This window comes from Camelimonas fluminis, from assembly GCF_014656355.1.
GTDB lineage: Bacteria > Pseudomonadota > Alphaproteobacteria > Rhizobiales > Beijerinckiaceae > Camelimonas > Camelimonas fluminis.
In genome coordinates, this window is sequence record NZ_BNCG01000001.1 from 329,608 (window position 1) to 347,568 (window position 17,961).

Below are 17,961 nucleotides of genomic sequence, written 5' to 3' on the forward strand. Positions count from 1 at the left end.
AGCGCGTTGCGCCAGTCCGGCAAGGGCTGTCCGGGCGCGCCATGTGTAGCAGGCTTTTTGGGTTTCGCCACGCGGACGCGCCCCCCGGCCCCGCATCGCGGCGAAACGCAACAGGGACGACGTCCGGAGGAGCAAGGGGATGGAACTGCCTGAACGCGAGGGTATGGATTACGATGTCGTGATCGTCGGCGGCGGGCCCGCCGGCCTGTCGGCAGCGATCCGCCTGAAACAGCTCGCGAACGAGGCCGGAACGGACATCTCTGTCGTGCTGGTGGAGAAGGGCTCGGAAGTCGGCGCCCACATTCTCTCCGGCGCCGTGATCGACCCGATTGGCCTTGACCGCCTGCTGCCGGAATGGCGCGAGGATCCGGAGCGTCCGCTGAAGACGGAAGTGACGGACGACCGCTTCTATTACCTGGGCCCGGCCGGCGGCATTCGCCTTCCCAACTTCGGCATGCCGAAGTTGATGAACAACCACGGTAATTTTATTGGCTCGCTGGGCAACGTGGCGCGCTATCTCGCAACGCAGGCCGAAGCGCTCGGCGTGGAGATCTATCCGGGCTTCCCGGCCGCCGAAGTGCTCTATAACGACGCTGGCGCCGTCATCGGCATCGCTACCGGCGACATGGGCGTCGCCCGTGACGGCGAGCACAAGGGCGACTACACGCGCGGCATGGAGCTGCGCGGCAAGTACACCCTGTTCGCCGAGGGCGCGCGCGGCAGCCTGACCAAGGAAATCGCGAAGAAATTCAACCTGCGCGAGAAGTCTGACTACGACAAATACGGCATCGGCCTGAAGGAGCTGTGGCAGATCGATCCGGCCAAACACAAGCCGGGCCTGGTGCAGCATTCGTTCGGCTGGCCGCTGGACAACACCACGGGCGGCGGCTCGTTCCTCTATCATTTCGAGGACAATCTGGTCGCCATCGGCTTCGTGGTGCACCTGAACTACCAGAACCCCACCCTGTCGCCGTTCGACGAATTCCAGCGGATGAAGCAGCATCCGTACATCCGGGAGACGCTGGAAGGGGGCAAGCGCCTCAGCTACGGCGCCCGCGCCATCACCGAAGGCGGCTATCAGTCGGTGCCGAAGCTGTGCTTCCCGGGCGGCGCGCTGATCGGCTGCGCGGCCGGCTTCGTCAATGTGCCGCGCATCAAGGGCTCGCACAACGCCATGCTGTCCGGCATGCTGGCGGCGGAGAAGCTCGCAAAGGCGCTCGCCGCTGGCCGCGAGCATGACGAGCTGATGGAATACGAGCAGGCGTGGCGCGCCTCCGACGTTGGCCAGGACCTCAAGAAGGTGCGCAACGTCAAGCCGCTGTGGTCGCGCTTCGGCACGCGCATCGGCGTGGTGCTTGGCGGCCTCGACATGTGGACCAACGAGCTGTTCGGCTTCTCGTTCTTCGGGACGCTGAAGCATGGCAAGCCCGATTACGCCACGCTGAAGCCGATCGACCAGGTGAAGCAGATCGCCTACCCGAAGCCGGATGGCGTCATCTCCTTCGACAAGCTGTCGTCGGTGTTCCTCTCCAACACCAACCACGAGGAGGACCAGCCGGTCCACCTGAAGCTGAAGGATCCGTCGATCCCGGTGAAGGAGAACCTGCCGAAATATGGCGAGCCGGCGCGGCTGTACTGCCCGGCCGGCGTGTACGAGGTGATGTATGACGACGAGGCGGCGAAAACCAATCCGCGCTTCGTGATCAACGCCCAGAACTGCGTGCACTGCAAGACCTGCGACATCAAGGATCCGGCCCAGAACATCAACTGGACCACGCCGGAAGGCGGCGGCGGGCCGAACTACCCGAACATGTAAGACAGCGCGGCGGCCCATGGGCCGCCGTCCTGCTTTTGGGGGCTGGTGTTTTGATCCGCCGGCGGCGCCGTAACCGGATATTGGCTGCCGGTCATGCGCTGGCGGCGCGATGGTCGTCTGGTCCGCTCGCGTCGCGAGCGCCGCGCCTCCGGTGATCGGGAGAGGCTGCTTGCCGGGATGGCTCAAAACGGCCATTGTCTGGCGCCATAACGGCTGCCTTCCGCCAGAGTCGGTTACGGCCAGGGCGAATCGCCTGGCGATCGTCCTGTCACGCTAACCGGCTTCAGCCCTGAAGCCTGGGCCTGTGATGTTTCTGCGTGGGGCCGGATCCGGCTTCTGGCGGGGGCGACGGGCGCCGGCGCGTCAATGCGCGGGCAGGCGGTTCTGGAGCACGACTCTCTTCAAACAGAATGGGAGTTTGGCTCCTTCATTGTGAGTTGACGCGTTTTCCTGGCGCGGATGGCGCCCATTTCGCCGGAAAACCCTTCAGCAGGGGGCTGAAACAAATACCGTTTTGCTTCAGCTCCCGGCATGCTCCGGTTCGGGAGAATCGCCTTCGGGAAGATTTTTCGCCGGATGCGTCCAGAGGTTCAGCGCGGCCGGGCGCCCTCCACGGCCAGATATCAGCGAGAAGCCAGTGATACGTCTGTTTCGGCAACCATCGGGAATCGTGCGTTCTGTGGGCGTGATGGCTTTGGCCGTCGCGCTGGGCTGGACCGGGCCGGCGCTGGCCAGCCGCGACGCGGGGCAGGCTGGAGCGGATGAGCCGTCCGTCGCCGCAAGTCTCGAAGGGAACTATCTGGCGGCGGTCGTCGCGGGCGCTTCGCGGGACGCCAGCGCGGCGGCGCGTTACTTCGGCGAAGCCCTGCGTAGCGATCCGCGCAATCGCGACCTTCAGGAGCGCGCCTTCATCGCCTTCCTCGCCAGCGGCGAGATGAAGGAAGCCTTCGCCGCCGCGCAGAAAATTCTCGCCCGAGACCCCGGCAACGCCCTGGCCCGTCTCGCCATTGGCGTGCGCGACCTGAAGGCCGGGCAATACGTCAAGGCGCGCGCCCAGTTCCAGCGCGGCGGCGCCGCCGCCAGCGATGTGACCGCCACCCTGCTCACCGCCTGGAGCTGGGCTGGCTCCGGCAACTTCAAGAAGGCGCTGGAAACCGTCGACAAGCTGCGGAGCGTCAACGCCTTCACCCTGTTTCGCGAGTATCATGGCGGCCTGATCGCCGCGCTTGGCGGGCCGAAGTTTCGCTCCGAGGCCGACCGGCGGATGAACGCTGCTTACGCCATGGAGCGCACGACGCTGCGCGTGGTGGACGCCTATGGACGCTATCTGTCCGGCGTGGGTGACCGCGACGCCGCGACCGCCGCTTACGACGCTTTCCTGAAGCTGGCGCCGCGCCAGCCGATCGCGGCCGCGTCGCTGGGCGCGCTCAAGGATGGCAAGACCCTGGCGCCGCTGGTTAGCGGGGCCCAGCAGGGCGCCGCAGAGGTGCTCTATGGTCTGGGCGCCGCCGGCAACCAGCAGGGCGATGAACTCGCCGCCATGATCTATCTTCAGCTTTCGCTCTATCTGGAGCCGAAAAACGAGATGGCGCTGATCACCCTGGCGGATATCTACGAGCGGCTGCGCAAGCCCGAGGACGCCATCGCTGTCTACCGGGCCATTCCGGAGACGTCGCCGATGCGCGCCTCCGCCGATATCCAGATCGGCGTTGGGCTCGAGGCGCTCGGCCGCGGCGACGAGGCGATCGCCCATCTTGAGAAGCTGGTGAAGGAGCGGCCGGACGACGTGGACGCCCCGTCCGCGCTTGGCGCCCTCTATCGCAGCAAGAAAGAGTGGGTGAAGGCCGCTGACGCCTACACCGCCGCCATCGCCCGCACCGGCAAGCCCGAGCCGCGGTTCTGGTCGCTGTATTATTTCAGGGGCATGTCTTACGAGCGCGCCAGGCAATGGGCGAAGGCGGAGGCGGACCTGAAGCAGGCGCTGGAGCTGGCGCCCGATGGCGACGGGCGCGAGCGGGCCGTGGTGCTTAACTATCTCGGCTATTCCTGGGTCGATCAGGGGATCAACCTGAAGGAAGCCTTCGACATGCTGCACAAGGCCGTGGCCCTGCGGCCGCGCGACGGCTACATCGTCGACAGCCTGGGCTGGGCCTATTATCGCCTCGGACGTTACGACGACGCGGTGCGCGAACTGGAGCGGGCCATCGCCCTGAAACCATCCGACCCGACGATCAACGATCACCTCGGCGACGCCTACTGGAAAACGGGCCGCAAGCTGGAGGCGCGTTTTCAGTGGAACCACGCCCGTGATCTCGAGCCGGAGCCGGATGAGCTGCCGAAGATCCTCGCCAAGATCGCCAATGGCATGACGGATGACGGCAAGCCCGCTGAAGGCAAAGACGCGGCGAACAGGCCGGCGGACGGCAACGGCGCGACCGCGCCGAAGCCGGCCGACAGGCGGCAGGAAGGCGATCAGCCCTCCGGCAAGTCGCAGCCAGACGGCGCCGCGCCTGGCAAGGGGGAGGACGCGCAACCGTCGCCGAAGGGCGAGCCGGGCAAAGACGCTCCCGTGAAGGAGCCGGCCGACGGGTCGGGCAAGGATGCGCCTGCCGCGCCTGAGCAGCGCAAGCCTGATCAGCCTGCGCCGGGTTCCGCGCCTGCGCCTGGTCCTGCGCCTGCGCCTGGCAAAGGCCTGACGCCGGATGACCGGGGCGAAGCGCCTGTGGGGCGTGGCGGCGCGGTTTCCGGCGAGGCGCGGGATGGCGCCGGCAGCCAGACGCCGGCGCAGACGCCGTCTCCGGCGTCGCGGCCGGCAGAAAAGAAGCTGGACTGAAGCAGCGCGGCGTCCGCAACGCCGTGGATGGCGCCGGCAGAGGCAGGCGTCTTCCGCAAGGCGGACGCTGCTCCTTGCCAGGAAACGGTCTTCAACCGCAACGATGGGCAAATTCGGCGTGACCGGATTTTGCTCCAGGGCGTTTTTGGTGAAAAACCGTTCACCTGAAGTGCTCCATCCCTTTGATTTGACGCTTTTCCCGAAAAGTGGCCTCCACTTTTTTCAGAAATGCTCTGGCGGCCTGTTTCCGATATTTGCTCCGCCGCCCTGTATCCAGGGCTGCGAATGTCGGAAGTGGATTGTAAATGTTGAATTCGTTCCAATACCCCCGGTTGCATTGAAAATGCCGTGACGGATGGCGGATGGACCAGACCGACCTGCCTTTGACGACGCGCGCCCCGGCCAAGGTCAATCTGACCTTGCGGGTCGCTGGCCGGCGACCTGACGGTTATCATGAACTCGACAGCCTGACGGCCTTCACGGCCGGCGAGGGCGATGGCGTGGCCGATGGGCTGTCGCTGCTGCCAGGGGCGTCGCTTTCCTTGACGGTGACTGGCGATACGGCGGTGGAGGCCGGGCCAGACGACGACAATCTGGTGCTGCGCGCCGCGCGCGCGCTGCAACAATTGTGCCCGGGGCTGCAGACCGGGCGGTTTACGCTGGAAAAACGCCTGCCGGTCGCCGCCGGGCTGGGCGGCGGCTCATCTGACGCCGCCGCCGCCCTGCGTCTCCTGGCGCGGCTCAATGGTCTGGCGGCGGATGATGCGCGTCTGCGCGAGGCCGCCGCCGCGACCGGGGCCGATGTTCCGGTTTGCCTTGCCGCCAGGGCGCGGGTGATGGCCGGGCTGGGGGAGGTTCTCGGGCCGCAACTGACCCTGCCCGCGCTGCCGGCGCTGCTGGTCAATCCGCGCGTCGCGGTTTCGACGCCGGCGGTGTTCCGGGCGTTGGCCGCATCGCCGCTGCAAGCTGGCTCACCGCCCGCCATGCTGACGCCGGACGTTGCGACGGAAGCCGGGTTGCGGCGTTACTTGCTGGCGGGCTGGAACGATCTGGAGGCGCCCGCGCGAAGCCTCTGCCCTGAAATCAGCGAGGCGCTGGAGCTGGTGCAGCGGATGTCTGGATGCTGGCTGGCGCGCATGTCCGGCTCCGGCGCGACGGTTTTTGGGCTGTTTGACGATCAGGCCCAGGCCGAGGTCGCGGCGGGACGCATACATGCGACCTGGCCGGCGTGGTGGGCGCGCCCGGTCATGCTGGCCTGAGCCTCAGGGCGCGCGGGCGTCGCCCGCCTGGGCAATGCGTGACTTTCACGCCAGGTCGCAAAAGATGCGCACGCCTCCGCTACCGGCAAGGCCCAGGTCAGCTGCCGGCAAGGTTAAAGTCAGCGTGACGCATGTGCTTGCAAGACATTGCCGTGCGCACCTTGGACCTTCCCAAAACGCCATGAGCCAGGCTCATGGCGTTTTGGCATCGGTCAGTGCGCGCGCGAAATGCAGAAATCCACCGTGTCGAGCAACGCCGTCTTCAGCGGGCCGGCCGGGTAGCGGTCAAGCGCGGCGCGGGCGGCGTCGCCATAGCTTTCGGCGCGGGCAATGGTTTCGCGCAAGGCGCCGTTGCCGCGCATCATGGCGATGGCGCGCTTGAGGGCGTCGTCGTCGGTTGCGCCTTCCTCCAGCGCCTGGCGCCAGAACTCCCGGTCGGCGGCGTCGCCGCGCTGCAGCGACAGCACCACCGGCAGGGTCAGCTTGCCCTCGCGAAAGTCATCGCCGACGTTCTTGCCGAGGGCGTCGGCGGTCCCGCCGTAATCGAGCGCATCGTCGATGAGCTGGAAGGCGACGCCGAGGTTCATGCCATAGTCGCGACAGGCGGCGCGGTCGTCCGGGTTATTGCCGGCAAGGATCGGGCCGACCTCGCAGGCGGCCGCGAACAGGGTCGCGGTCTTGGCGCGGATAACGGCGAGATATTCGTCCTCGGTGGTGCCGAGGCTGCGGGCGGCCGAAAGCTGCATCACCTCGCCCTCGGCGATGACCGCGGCGGCGGTGGACAGCACGTCGAGCGCGTCGAGCGAGCCGACCTCAACCATCATGCGGAAGGCCTGGCCGAGCAGGAAGTCGCCGACCAGAACGCTGGCTTCGTTGCCCCACACCTTGCGGGCCGCCGGCTTGCCGCGGCGCATGTCGCTCTCGTCGACCACATCGTCATGAAGCAGGGTGGCGGTGTGCATGAACTCGACGCTGGCCGCCAGCTTGATGTGGCCTTCGCCCTCGTAGTTGCACAGCGCGGCGGCGGAGAGGGTGAGCATGGGCCGCAGCCGCTTGCCGCCGGACGAGATCAGGTGGTTGGCGACCTCGGGAATCATCAGCACGTCGGATCCCGTGCGCGACAGGATCATCTGGTTCACCCGCTCCATGTCGGCGGCGACCAGCTTCACCAGGCCTTCGATGCTGGCCTGCCTGCCCTTGTCCCTGTCCAGTGCAACGGCGATACCCAACCTGATCTCCTTCCGGTCCACGGTCCGGCGCGGCGAGGGCCTCAAGACGGCCAGCATCCGCAGGCCCGACTTGTCCAATGTTTCAACCGGATTTGCAAATGAAACCGCGATGCGAAACGCATCGGAAAGGGGCGGCGGATTGCCCCTGTAACAGTGTTGGCGTCTTCACAATGCAAGCGCGCCTGGCGGCGTTTTGGGCTTCTTGAACGCTCGCGCGTACGCCATCGGCGTGAACGCGACGCCGGCGGACTGGCGCTGCCTGCAGGCGGCGGCCAGAAAAGCCGCCGTTCCTGCCCGCGCGCATTCCTGCCCGCATGCAAATGCGCTATTCCTGCAGGCATGGAAGAATTGCTGCGCACCAATGACGTCGTCGCCCTCGGCTATATGACAGGCCTGCTGGATCAGGCCGGCATTCTCAATATGGTGGCTGACAGCCAGGTCAGCGCCATTGAGGGCTCGATTGGCGCCTTTCCCCGGCGGCTGATGGTCGCCGGCGACGCCCTGGCGGCGGCGCGCGCGCTGCTCGCGGAAGCCGGCTTGGCGGAATATCTGCCGCGCTCGCCGGATTGAACCGTGGTTGATGCGGAGCAAAGCCTCGACGCTTTCTTCAATGGCGGGCTGCAACTGGCGCAGTTCCGCAGCGGGCACCATCGCGGCGGCACCGACGGCGTACTCGCCGCCATGGCCGGCGCGACCATGGCGGAGGCGCTGTCACGGCGGCTGCGGCGGACAGTTGACGTGCTCGACATGGGGGCGGGCAGCGGGCTGATTGGTCTGGGGGTGGCCCTGGCCGCGCTAGAAACGCAGGTGACGTTGGCTGAGCGTGACGCCGGTCTGGCGGGGCTGTGCGCCGGCAATATCGCCCGCAACGGCATGGATAAACGCGTTCGCGTCCTCAACGTCGATCTGCTGGCGCGGCCGGGCGCGCTGGCGGCTGCGGGCCTTGCCGCGGAAAGCCAGGACCTGGTGGTGACCAACCCGCCCTGGTTCGCGCCGGAGGCGGTGCGCGCCTCGCCAGGCGCTGGCCGGCGGGCGGCGCACGTGTTCGATGCGACCGGGAGTGAGGTCCAGGCGCCGTTGCGGGAGGACGCCCTGCAGGCCTGGTTGCGGTGCGCCTGCCGGCTGCTGCGGCCGGGCGGGGCGCTGCTGGTGATCCACCGGGCTGAAGCCCTGCCGGCGATTCTCGCAGGAATGGCGCGGCGCTTTGGCGACGTGCGGGTGCGGCCGGTGGCGGCGCGGGCCGGCGATCCGGCGATCCGGGTGATGGTGGGCGGGGCGCGCGGCCGGCGCGGCCCGTTCGTGCTCGATGCGCCGCTCCCGCTGCACGAACGGGATGGGGCCTTCACCGCCGAAGCGGCCCGCGCGCATGCCGGCGAACGCCTGCCATGGGGCGGTTGATCGCTGGACACGGCTGCGTCCGGACGAATTCCAACTGTTTCCGTTGGCTTTTCGTTGTATAGGGACCTGCGTCGGCGCGCCGCCGCAGCGACAGAAGCACGCGATATCAGAAGAATGCGATCATGACCGGCTCCGATCAGTCCAGCCCGAAGCGCTCCTTTCAGGGGCTTATCCTGACGCTCCACGATTTCTGGGCGAAGCAGGGCTGCGTCATTCTCCAGCCCTATGACATGGAGGTGGGCGCCGGCACCTTTCACCCGGCCACCACCCTGAGGGCGCTGGGGCCGAAGCCGTGGAAAGCCGCCTATGTGCAGCCCTCGCGCCGCCCCACCGACGGGCGCTATGGCGAGAACCCCAACCGGCTGCAGCATTATTACCAGTATCAGGTCATCCTGAAGCCGAACCCGCCGAACCTGCAGGAGTTGTATCTGGCGTCGCTGGAGGCCATCGGCGTCGACCTTGCGCTGCATGACGTGCGCTTCGTCGAGGACGACTGGGAGAGCCCGACCCTCGGCGCGTGGGGCCTTGGCTGGGAGTGCTGGTGCGACGGCATGGAAGTGTCGCAGTTCACTTATTTCCAACAGGTGGCGGGCGTGGAGTGCGCGCCGGTAGCCGGCGAACTGACCTATGGCCTTGAGCGCCTCGCCATGTATGTGCAGGGCGTGGAGCGCGTCTACGACCTCAATTTCAACGGCGGCGAAGGCGACGACAAGGTGACCTATGGCGACGTGTTCCTTCAGGCCGAGCAGGAGTTTTCCGCGTTCAATTTCGAATACGCCGACACGGAAATCCTGTTCCGTCATTTTGCCGACGCCGAGAAGGAGTGCAAACGCCTTCTCGAAGCCGGTGAGCGCGCCGACGGCCGCCACGGCCTCGCCATGCCGGCTTATGACCAGTGCATCAAGGCCAGCCACGCCTTCAATCTGCTGGATGCGCGCGGCGTGATCTCGGTCACCGAGCGGCAGAGCTACATCCTGCGCGTGCGCGAACTGGCCAAGGCCTGCGGCGCCGCGTGGCTGCGCACCGAGGGCGGCGGCGCGGCGGCCTGAGTTGATCCAGGCCTCCGCAACCGTTTCGCCGCACGCCCGTTTGACGCTTTTCAGGCCCACCGGGGCCGATGGAACCTCCGATGCCCGACCTTCTGCTTGAACTGTTCAGTGAAGAAATCCCCGCCCGCATGCAGCGCAAGGCGGCGCAGGACCTGCAGAGCCTGGTGACCAACGCCCTCGTCGAGCGCGGCCTGCTGTATGAAGGCGCCGGCGCCTGGGCGACGCCGCGTCGCATCGCCCTGCACGTCGCCGGCCTGCCGGCGGTGGGCCAGGACGTGCGCGAGGAGCGCAAGGGACCGCGCGTCGGCGCGCCGGAGGGGGCGATCCAGGGCTTCCTGAAGAGCGCCGGCCTGACCTCTGTCGACCAGGCGCAAATCGTGTCCGATCCGAAAAAGGGCGAGTTCTATGTGGCGGTGATCGAGAAGTCCGGCCAGCCGACGCTGGACGTGCTGGCCGAGGTGCTGCCGCGCATCATCCAGAACTTCCCATGGCCGAAGTCGATGCGCTGGGGCGCCGCCTCCGCCCAGCCGGGCGCGATGCGCTGGGTGCGGCCGCTGCATTCCATCGTCGCCACCTTCGGGCCTGAAACCGAGGAGCCGCAGATCGTGCGGTTCAGCGTCGGCGGCGTGACGGCGGGCGACGAAACGCGCGGCCACCGCTTCATGGCGAAGGGCGCCGGGTTCCCCGGTCCGATCCAGGTGAAGCGCTTCGACGATTACGTCGCCGTGCTGGAGAAGGCGAAGGTGATCCTCGACATCGACCGCCGCAAGGACATCATTCTGGCCGAGGCGCGCAATCTGGCCTTCGCCCAGGGGCTGGAGCTGGTGGAAGACGAAGGCCTGCTCGAAGAGGTCGCCGGCCTGGTGGAATGGCCGGTGGTGCTGATGGGCGCCTTCGGGGAGGAGTTCCTGGCGATACCGCCGGAGGTGATCCGCGCCACCATCCGCGCCAACCAGAAGTGCTTCGTGCTGAAGAAGGCTGACGGCGCGCTGGCCAACAGATTCATCCTCGTGTCCAACATCGTCGCGCCGGATCGCGGCGCCGCCATCATCGCCGGCAACGAACGCGTGGTGCGCGCCCGCCTCTCCGACGCCCGCCACTTCTGGCAGACCGACCAGCGGCCGATGCCGGACTATCGCGAGCGTGAGGACACCAGGCATCTGAAGCCGCTGGAGCAGCGTCTGCAGAAGTTGATCGACTCCCGCTCCGTGTTCCACGAGAAGCTGGGAACCCAGGGCGAGCGCGTCGAGCGGCTGGTGGAGCTGGCCGGCAAGATCGCGCTGGCGATCGGCGCTGACGGCGGCTTGGCGACCCGCGCCGCCCGCCTGGCCAAGGCCGACCTCACCACCGAAATGGTGGGCGAGTTCCCGGAATTGCAGGGCCTCATGGGCCGTTACTACGCGGTGGCCGAGGGCGAGGACCCGCATGTGGCGGCGGCGCTTGAGGACCATTACAAGCCGCTCGGCCCGTCCGATCGCACGCCGACGGCGCCGATCTCGGTCACCGTGGCCCTGGCCGACAAGCTGGATACGCTGGCCGGTTTTTGGGCTATCGACGAGAAGCCGACCGGCTCCAAGGACCCTTACGCCCTGCGCCGCGCGGCGCTCGGCGTCATCCGTCTGGTGCTGGAGAACGACCTGCGGCTGCCGCTGGTGGAAATCTGCCAGGAGGCGGAGCCGGAAGGGGCGAAGCGCGCCGCGCCGCGCATGCCGGAAGAATTCGCCGGTCGCGTCGTGTCGTCCGACGCGGTGTCGCTGCTGGAGTTCTTCCACGACCGCCTGAAGGTCTTCCTGCGCGATCAGGGCTACAGCCACGATCTGATCGACGCGGTGCTGTCGCTGGGCGATCAGGACGATCTGCTGCTGGTGGTGCGCCGGGTTGAGGCGCTGAAGCAGTTCCTCGACGCCGCCGACGGCAAGTCGCTGCTGGCCGGCGTCAGGCGCGCCGCCAACATCCTGCGCATCGAGGAGAAGAAGGACGGCGCGGCATGGGACGCCGCCGCCGACGCCGCCCTGTTGCAGGCCGACGAAGAGAAGGCGTTGTTCACGGCGCTGGCCACCGCCCGCGAAGCGGCGGAAGCGGCGGTGAAGCGGGAAGACTACCAGGGCGCCATGACGGCGCTGGCGGCGCTGCGCGGCCCGGTGGACGCCTTTTTCGAGGCGGTGACGGTGAATGCCGACGACGCGGCCCTGCGCGCCAATCGCCTGCGCCTGCTCGCCGGTATCCGCGAAGCGACGCGCGCCATCGCCGATTTCTCGCGCATTGAAGGCTGAAATCGTCGCAGCCGACTGATGCAACAATGGCCCGGCAGACGATGTCCGCCGGGTTTTTCTTGAGCGCCGCTGCCTGATGACGCTGATCCCCGGATCAGCCAGCGTGACGGGGAAACACCGGAATGGGGCGTTGTCACCAACCGGGCTGCCGCCATGCAAGGATCGCTTGCCGGCTTCTGTCACCGCTCCTGGAGCGGCGCCCCGTTCTCAACGTGCGGGGCCAAGCCGCGCCATGATGAAGGCGACGCGCTCCGCCACCGGCGCTTTCGGCAGCCAGACCAGTTCATAGCCCAGCGCCGGCCAGACCCGGGCCATGACCGCGCAGGTGGCTTCCGCCTCGGCGAGGTCCTGCCTGCGTTCGGCGTCGTTGACGTAAATGTCCGGCCAGAACGGCGCGATGAAGACCTGGGAATGATAGCGGCGGGACTGCGCCGCCTGCCGGCAGCGATGCGCGATCGCATCGTCCCTGAGGCCAACCAGCTCCAGATAGCCCAGCACGTCGCCGATGCCCCGGTCGAAGAACACCGGCCCCCGGGCGCCGTCTGTTGCATGGAACGCCGCGACGGCGTGCCCGAGCATGGCCTCTGCGAAACGCGCCGGATTGCGCCACGGCAGGGCGTCGCCGCCGCCGGCCTGCTGCTGCAGGATCACGTCCCGTCCTGCTTCTGGCATCGTGGCGTGGCCGTGGCTGGCGAGGGCCTGCAGCAGCGTGGTTTTTCCCGATCCGGGGCCGCCGGTCAGGACAATCCGCAGGGGCGGGCGATGCATGGCTCTCTTTCAGGGGTGATCCGGGCTACAGCCACTTTTTCCAGCGGAAAAAGAAGTAGGGCGCGATGGCGGCGATGACCATGCCGACCAGGGCCAGCGGGTAGCCGAGCTTCCAGTCGAGCTCCGGCATCGCCTTGAAGTTCATGCCGTAGATGGAGGCGATCAGGGTTGGCGGCATGAACACCACCGCCATAACCGAAAACAGCTTGATGATGTTGTTCTGCTCGATGTTGACGAGACCGAGCGTGGCGTCGAGCAGGAACTGGATCTTGCCGCTCTGGAAGGTGGCGTGCTCCTCCAGCGATTGCAGGTCGCGCAGGTTGGTGCGCACCTGTTCGCGCAGTTCCATGGGCACGCGGGCGGTGCGATAGGCGACGGTGAGGAACAGCATGACCCGCTCGATCGACAGCAGGCTTTCGCGGCTTTTGGAGATCAGGTCGCCGTGATGGCCCAGGGTCTGGACGATGTCCTGGAACTCGGCGTTGCGCTTGCCGGGGTCGTGCTTGGTCTCGAACACCTGGCGGGACAGGGTGTTGATCTCCTCGCCGATGTTCTGGAGCACTTCGGCGGCGCGGTCGATGATGGTTTCGATGAGGCCGGCCATCACCTGCTCGGCGGTGAGGCCGCCGCTGCCCGGCCTTCCGGCGCGATGGGCGAACATGATGAACGCCTTCGGTTCATCGTAACGCACGGTGATCAACGTGTTGCGGGCGAGAATGAAGCTGACGCTGGCGAGCTGTGCGTCGTGGGCGACGTTGAACAGCAGCTGCGTGGTCATGTAGCGGGCGCCGTTCTCGTTGTAGAGCAACTCGGACGGCTCGATGTAGTCGGTGTCCTCGCGCGTGGGGACGCTGACGCCATAGTGCGCCTCCGCCAGGCGCGCCTCGGCGCGCGACGGCTCGATCAGATCAACCCAGATTGCGTCGGCCGGAAACAGCTCGCCGGGAACGAGCATGCGCCGCTCCAGGAAACCCTCGCCTTCAGGCGTTGTCGCTGGCCGGTGAACAATGATCATGGTCTGGTCTCCCGCCGGGCAGCATTGCCACCGGGATCATGTCACTGGCGTGACGGCTGGACGTGTTCGGTTGCGCTGTTGACGACGCGGACGGCCTTCGCCTCTTGCGGGGCCCGGGCCGATGGCGGTTCGTTCACAGGCAATGGGTTTTACGGCGCGTTCCGGAATTGCGCTCCAGGCATGATCAGGAACGATTACGTCTGAATACGGGCCATGAACAACCCCGGCGTGGTTGGGATGCGCCACAGGCGCCGGCGCGGCGACGTCAACCGCTCCCGCTCCGCCGTCCCGGTTCTAGCCAGGCGGGCGCAATACATTCTATCTGTTTGAATTGTCGCGGCTACAGGCGCAAAAACCGTGTCCGCAGGAGATGCTCTAGCGACTTTCGCTGGCGCTGACAACCAGCGATGCGCTGTCGGATTTCAGCCCCGCCGCCGTAGGCTGCCGGGCCGGCGACAGGGACGCTTCAGGTCAGGACGGCGCCGGCGCATCCGGGACCCGCAGGCTCATACGGGCGGAACGCATGCGCTTGTTGCACATGCCCTGCGCCCGCGGGCTTCACCAACGCGTCAGACGCTATCGAAGCTGGGGTGATATGTGATCTCGCCGGCAGGAGGCGGTCCGCGAAACACGATGCGCTGAAAGTATTCCTGAGGGACATCGCCATAGCGCAGGGCCGGATCGCATGCGAAGCCGAAGCGTCCATAATAGCGCGGATCGCCCAGCACCACGCAGCCGGCGGCGCCCTGATCGCGTAGCGTCGCCAGCCCCGTGCGGATCAGCGCCTGGCCGACGCCGGCGCGCTGGCGGTCAGGGCGCGCGGAAACCGGCCCCAGCCCGAACCACCCGGACGCGCCGGAACTGCATGTCACAGGCGAGAACGCCGCATGGCCGACAATGCCGCCAGCCTCCGCCGCAACGAGCGACAGGGTCAACGCTCCGGCTGCGCGCAGCGCGTCGATGATGGCCGCTTCCGTTCCTGAGCTGTGAGGCGCGCCCGCGAAAGCCGCGGCGGTCAGCGCGCGAATGGCGTCTGTGTCGGCTGCCGTTTCAGGCCGGATATGGAACATGCGCTGTTTCCCCAATCCATGGCGGGCGTCGCGCCGCCCAGTTCAGACAACGCCGTTTCATCCTCCTGCCGGCTGTGCGTCGCGCGCCGGCGAAAGGAGTGCAAATGGGCGGCCGGCGCCAAGCCGTCGTCTGACTGAGGCGCCGGTTCGGCTTCAGGCGACCAGCGCGTCCTGCGCGTCCAGAACGGCGTCGCCGCCGCGCAGCACGATCTGCTCCAGAGCCTGGGCTTCTGGAGCGATATTGCTGGCGAAGAAGCGGGCGATCTGAATGCGGCTGGCATGGGCCGGGTTGGCGTCGCCGGCCTCAATGGCCCTGGCGGCGGCGAGGGCGATATTCAGCAGGGCGTCGAGACCCTCGGCGATGCCAAACAGCCGCAGATAGGGCGTGGCGACAGCCAGCGCCGCGTCGGGGTTATTGCCAGCCTGCTGCTGCAACAGGAAGGCGGTGGCGCGATCCAGCGATTCCGCGGCGTCGCGCAGGCGGGCTCCGGCGTCGCCAAACGCCGCGCCGGCCGAAACCTGGGCGTTGGCGGCCTGCGTCGCCGTCTGGCGCATGGCGGCGATGGCGGCCTGCGCCACCGCGCCGCCGTTCATCGGCAGCTTGCGGGTGACAAGATCGATGGCCTGGATGCCGTTGGTGCCCTCATAAATCGGAGCGATGCGGGCGTCGCGCAGGTGCTGCGCCGCGCCAGTCTCCTCGATGAAGCCCATGCCGCCGTGAATCTGCACGCCGATGGACGCCGCCTCGACGCCGATATCCGTGGACCAGGCTTTTGCCACCGGGGTCAGCAGCGAGGCATGCGCCGCGCCGCGCGCCCGCTCGGCCGGATCGGCGGCCAGATGGGCGCGATCAAGCGCGGCGGCGGTGCGGTAGCAGATGGCGCGGGCGGCGGCGGCCAGCGCCTTCATGGTCAGCAGTTTGCGCTGGATATTGGGGTGCTGGATGATCGGGCTCATCTCGCCAGCCGGCGCGCCATTGGCGCGGCCCTGACGGCGCTCATGCGCATAGGCCAGCGCCTGCTGGTAGGCCCGATCGGCGATGGCGACGCCCTGCAGGCCAACGGCCAGACGGGCGGCGTTCATCATCGTGAACATGCAGTTGAGGCCGCGATTTTCCTCACCGATCAACCAGCCGGTAGCGCCGCCTTCGTCGCCATAGACCATGACGCAGGTGGGCGAACCGTGGATGCCGAGCTTGTGCTCGATGCTGGCGCAGCGCACGTCGTTGCGTTGCCCCGGATTGCCGTTGGCGTCCGGGATGAACTTTGGCGCCAGGAACAGCGAGATGCCGCGGGTGCCAGCCGGCGCGTCCGGCAGGCGGGCCAGCACGAGATGGACAATATTGTCCGCCATGTCGTGCTCGCCATAGGTGATGAAGATCTTCTGGCCGGTGATGCGATAGCTGCCGTCGCCGTTGGGAACCGCCTTCGTGCGCAGCGCCGCCAGGTCGGAGCCGGCCTGCGGCTCGGTCAGGTTCATGGTGCCGGTCCATTCGCCGGCCACCAGTTTCGCCAGATAGGTCTGTTTCAGCTCCTCGGAGCCGTGGGCGATCAGAGCCTCCACGGCGCCAGCGCTCAGCAGCGGGGCCAGGGCGAAGGACATGGCCGAGGCGTTCCACATTTCGGCGCAGGCGGCCTGCACGATCGCCGGCAGGCCCTGGCCGCCCCACTGTTCCGGCGCGGGCAGGGCGTTCCAGCCCGCCGCGGTCCAGTCGCGGTAGGTTTCCTTCCAGCCGGGCGGCGTGGTGACGACGCCATCGCTCCAGCGGGAGCCGATTTCGTCGCCGACGCGATTCAGCGGCGCGATGCGCTCGCTGGCGAAACGGCCGGCTTCTTCCAGCACCGAGGCGACCAGATCCAGCGACAGGTCGCCATAAACCCCGTCCGCCACAGCTTGCTCGAAGCCGGCGGCCGAGCGGATGGTCTCGACCATGTCGTTGACGGGAGCGGCGTAGGTCATGGTTATCATCTCCGGACTGCGCATCGCCCGGCGACCGTGACGCCGGCGCATGTATAGACGAAGGTTTAATGTCATCGCCGTCAATTTGCCAGCGGCCTGTTTGCTCCTGGCGGGCGATTTCGGAAACGACTTCCGTAACTTGTTGCGTCCGGGCCTTTTGGCGGGACTTTTTATCCGGACCCTGACATGCGAACTGTGACGGACAGCGCCCGCGCGACAAAAGGGATACAAAAGGATACCAAAGCCGCTACACAGGCGCGGGCGCCGGATGCCCGGATACAGGAACGGATGATGACGCGGCGCACCCTGCGACTCGACGCCAGCGCGGACGGCCTTGCCACCGCGGCGCAACTGCTGCGCGACGGCGGCCTTGTCGCCTTTCCCACCGAGACGGTTTACGGGCTGGGCGGCGATGCGACCAACGGGCGGGCGGTGGCCGGCATCTACGCCGCCAAGGGGCGGCCCTCGTTCAATCCGCTGATTTCACACGTGCCGGACCTCGCCGCCGCCCGTGCTTTTGGCGCGTTCGACGCGGTGGCGTTGCGGCTGGCGGAGCGGTTCTGGCCGGGGCCCCTGACCCTGGTGGTTCCGGCCGTGGCCGGCTCCGGCGTCAGCGATCTGGCGGTGGCGGGACTGCCGACCATCGCCCTGCGCGTCCCGGCCACCAGCGCGGCGCGGGAGTTGCTGCGCCAGGTCGGGCGGCCGGTGACGGCGCCTTCCGCCAATGCTTCCGGCCATGTCAGCCCGACCACAGCCGCCCATGTGCTGGCCGATCTCGATGGTCGCATCGACGCGGTGGTGGATGGCGGACCGACGCAGGTGGGGGTCGAATCGACGGTGGTGGCGGTTGTTGACGGCGTCGCCACGCTGCTGCGCCCGGGCGGCGTCACGCGGAGCACCCTGGAGGCTGTGTTGGGAGGCAAGCTGGTTGAGAACGCTGACGCCGACCCGGCGCGTCCCGCCTCGCCCGGCATGCTGGCGTCGCACTATGCGCCGAACGCCCAGGTTCGGCTCAATGTCGATGAGGTGCGGGTGGGGGAGGCGCTGCTGACCTTCGGCGGCGCCCGGCCGCCTGGCAGCGAGCACGCCGTGATGACGCTGGATCTCAGCGAAAGCGGCGACCTGGCGGAGGCCGCCGCCGGCCTGTTCGGCGCCTTGCGTCGGCTCGACGCCGCTGGCGTGACCGCGATTGCGACGACGCCCGTGCCGGACCGGGATCTCGGCGAGGCGATCAACGACCGCCTGCGCCGCGCCGCCGCGCCGAAGTAGGACAAACCGCTTCAGGTCGGGCC

13 protein-coding genes are annotated in these 17,961 nt (G+C 67.6%); 8 read left to right on the top strand and 5 right to left on the bottom strand.

Features of this window, described 5'->3' with window-relative positions; genetic code table 11:
- Positions 1–139: 139 nt before the first annotated feature.
- The 3 genes from IE243_RS01435 (at position 140) to IE243_RS01445 (ending at position 5,908) form a co-directional block, all read left to right on the top strand.
- Positions 140–1,816: an electron transfer flavoprotein-ubiquinone oxidoreductase gene (locus IE243_RS01435; protein ID WP_244642595.1), complete on the top strand. Its 1,677-nt coding sequence runs from the start codon at positions 140–142 to the stop codon at positions 1,814–1,816.
- Positions 1,817–2,504: 688 nt separating this feature from the next.
- On the top strand, positions 2,505–4,649 hold the full coding sequence (locus IE243_RS01440; RefSeq protein WP_244642597.1) for a tetratricopeptide repeat protein: 2,145 nt from the start codon (positions 2,505–2,507) through the stop codon (positions 4,647–4,649).
- 362 nt (positions 4,650–5,011) lie between these two features.
- Positions 5,012–5,908, top strand: a complete 897-nt coding sequence (locus IE243_RS01445) for a 4-(cytidine 5'-diphospho)-2-C-methyl-D-erythritol kinase (RefSeq protein ID WP_191317552.1) — start codon at positions 5,012–5,014, stop codon at positions 5,906–5,908.
- Between the two features lie 212 nt (positions 5,909–6,120).
- Here IE243_RS01445 and IE243_RS01450 read toward each other — a convergent pair whose 3' ends face one another.
- The gene (locus IE243_RS01450; RefSeq protein ID WP_191317553.1) at positions 6,121–7,137 is read right to left on the bottom strand and encodes a polyprenyl synthetase family protein; all 1,017 of its coding nucleotides are present in this window, start codon (positions 7,135–7,137) and stop codon (positions 6,121–6,123) included.
- Between the two features lie 339 nt (positions 7,138–7,476).
- Here IE243_RS01450 and IE243_RS01455 point away from each other — a divergent pair, with 339 nt between their 5' ends.
- The 4 genes from IE243_RS01455 (at position 7,477) to glyS (ending at position 11,857) form a co-directional block, all read left to right on the top strand.
- Complete coding sequence (locus tag IE243_RS01455) at positions 7,477–7,707, top strand: putative signal transducing protein (RefSeq protein ID WP_191317554.1); 231 nt, start codon at positions 7,477–7,479, stop codon at positions 7,705–7,707.
- Positions 7,708–7,710: 3 nt separating this feature from the next.
- Positions 7,711–8,535 (top strand): tRNA1(Val) (adenine(37)-N6)-methyltransferase, encoded by an 825-nt coding sequence (locus tag IE243_RS01460; protein WP_244642599.1) that lies wholly within the window; start codon positions 7,711–7,713, stop codon positions 8,533–8,535.
- A gap of 122 nt (positions 8,536–8,657) precedes the next feature.
- Positions 8,658–9,584: a glycine--tRNA ligase subunit alpha gene (locus IE243_RS01465; RefSeq protein ID WP_191317555.1), complete on the top strand. Its 927-nt coding sequence runs from the start codon at positions 8,658–8,660 to the stop codon at positions 9,582–9,584.
- A gap of 80 nt (positions 9,585–9,664) precedes the next feature.
- Positions 9,665–11,857 carry a glycine--tRNA ligase subunit beta gene (glyS, locus tag IE243_RS01470; RefSeq protein WP_191317556.1) on the top strand — a complete coding sequence of 731 codons (2,193 nt, stop codon included), beginning with the start codon at positions 9,665–9,667 and terminating at the stop codon, positions 11,855–11,857.
- 207 nt (positions 11,858–12,064) lie between these two features.
- On the opposite strand, the gene IE243_RS01475 is transcribed toward glyS, so the two are convergent.
- The 4 genes from IE243_RS01475 to IE243_RS01490 form a co-directional block, all read right to left on the bottom strand.
- The gene (locus tag IE243_RS01475) at positions 12,065–12,625 is read right to left on the bottom strand and encodes an AAA family ATPase (protein WP_191317557.1); all 561 of its coding nucleotides are present in this window, start codon (positions 12,623–12,625) and stop codon (positions 12,065–12,067) included.
- A gap of 25 nt (positions 12,626–12,650) precedes the next feature.
- Positions 12,651–13,640: a magnesium transporter CorA family protein gene (locus IE243_RS01480; RefSeq protein WP_191317558.1), complete on the bottom strand. Its 990-nt coding sequence runs from the start codon at positions 13,638–13,640 to the stop codon at positions 12,651–12,653.
- A gap of 569 nt (positions 13,641–14,209) precedes the next feature.
- On the bottom strand, positions 14,210–14,710 hold the full coding sequence (locus IE243_RS01485) for a GNAT family N-acetyltransferase (RefSeq protein ID WP_191317559.1): 501 nt from the start codon (positions 14,708–14,710) through the stop codon (positions 14,210–14,212).
- Between the two features lie 153 nt (positions 14,711–14,863).
- Positions 14,864–16,669: an acyl-CoA dehydrogenase family protein gene (locus tag IE243_RS01490; RefSeq protein ID WP_191317560.1), complete on the bottom strand. Its 1,806-nt coding sequence runs from the start codon at positions 16,667–16,669 to the stop codon at positions 14,864–14,866.
- 291 nt (positions 16,670–16,960) lie between these two features.
- On the opposite strand from IE243_RS01490, the gene IE243_RS01495 reads away from it, so the two are divergent.
- Entirely contained in the window at positions 16,961–17,938 is a 978-nt protein-coding gene (locus IE243_RS01495) for an L-threonylcarbamoyladenylate synthase (RefSeq protein ID WP_244642602.1), read from the top strand.
- The last annotated feature ends 23 nt before the right edge of the window (positions 17,939–17,961 follow it).

Excerpts from the sequence above, each read along its gene's own strand:
- IE243_RS01435 (WP_244642595.1), top strand. The coding sequence starts at position 140 with ATGGAACTGCCTGAACGCGAGGGTATGGATTACGATGTCGTGATCGTC.
- IE243_RS01440 (WP_244642597.1), top strand. The coding sequence starts at position 2,505 with ATGGCTTTGGCCGTCGCGCTGGGCTGGACCGGGCCGGCGCTGGCCAGC.
- IE243_RS01445 (WP_191317552.1), top strand. The coding sequence starts at position 5,012 with ATGGACCAGACCGACCTGCCTTTGACGACGCGCGCCCCGGCCAAGGTC.
- IE243_RS01455 (WP_191317554.1), top strand. The coding sequence starts at position 7,477 with ATGGAAGAATTGCTGCGCACCAATGACGTCGTCGCCCTCGGCTATATG.
- IE243_RS01465 (WP_191317555.1), top strand. The coding sequence starts at position 8,658 with ATGACCGGCTCCGATCAGTCCAGCCCGAAGCGCTCCTTTCAGGGGCTT.
- glyS (WP_191317556.1), top strand. The coding sequence starts at position 9,665 with ATGCCCGACCTTCTGCTTGAACTGTTCAGTGAAGAAATCCCCGCCCGC.
- IE243_RS01475 (WP_191317557.1), bottom strand. The coding sequence starts at position 12,625 with ATGCATCGCCCGCCCCTGCGGATTGTCCTGACCGGCGGCCCCGGATCG.
- IE243_RS01480 (WP_191317558.1), bottom strand. The coding sequence starts at position 13,640 with ATGATCATTGTTCACCGGCCAGCGACAACGCCTGAAGGCGAGGGTTTC.
- IE243_RS01485 (WP_191317559.1), bottom strand. The coding sequence starts at position 14,710 with ATGTTCCATATCCGGCCTGAAACGGCAGCCGACACAGACGCCATTCGC.
- IE243_RS01490 (WP_191317560.1), bottom strand. The coding sequence starts at position 16,669 with ATGACCTACGCCGCTCCCGTCAACGACATGGTCGAGACCATCCGCTCG.
- IE243_RS01495 (WP_244642602.1), top strand. The coding sequence starts at position 16,961 with ATGACGCGGCGCACCCTGCGACTCGACGCCAGCGCGGACGGCCTTGCC.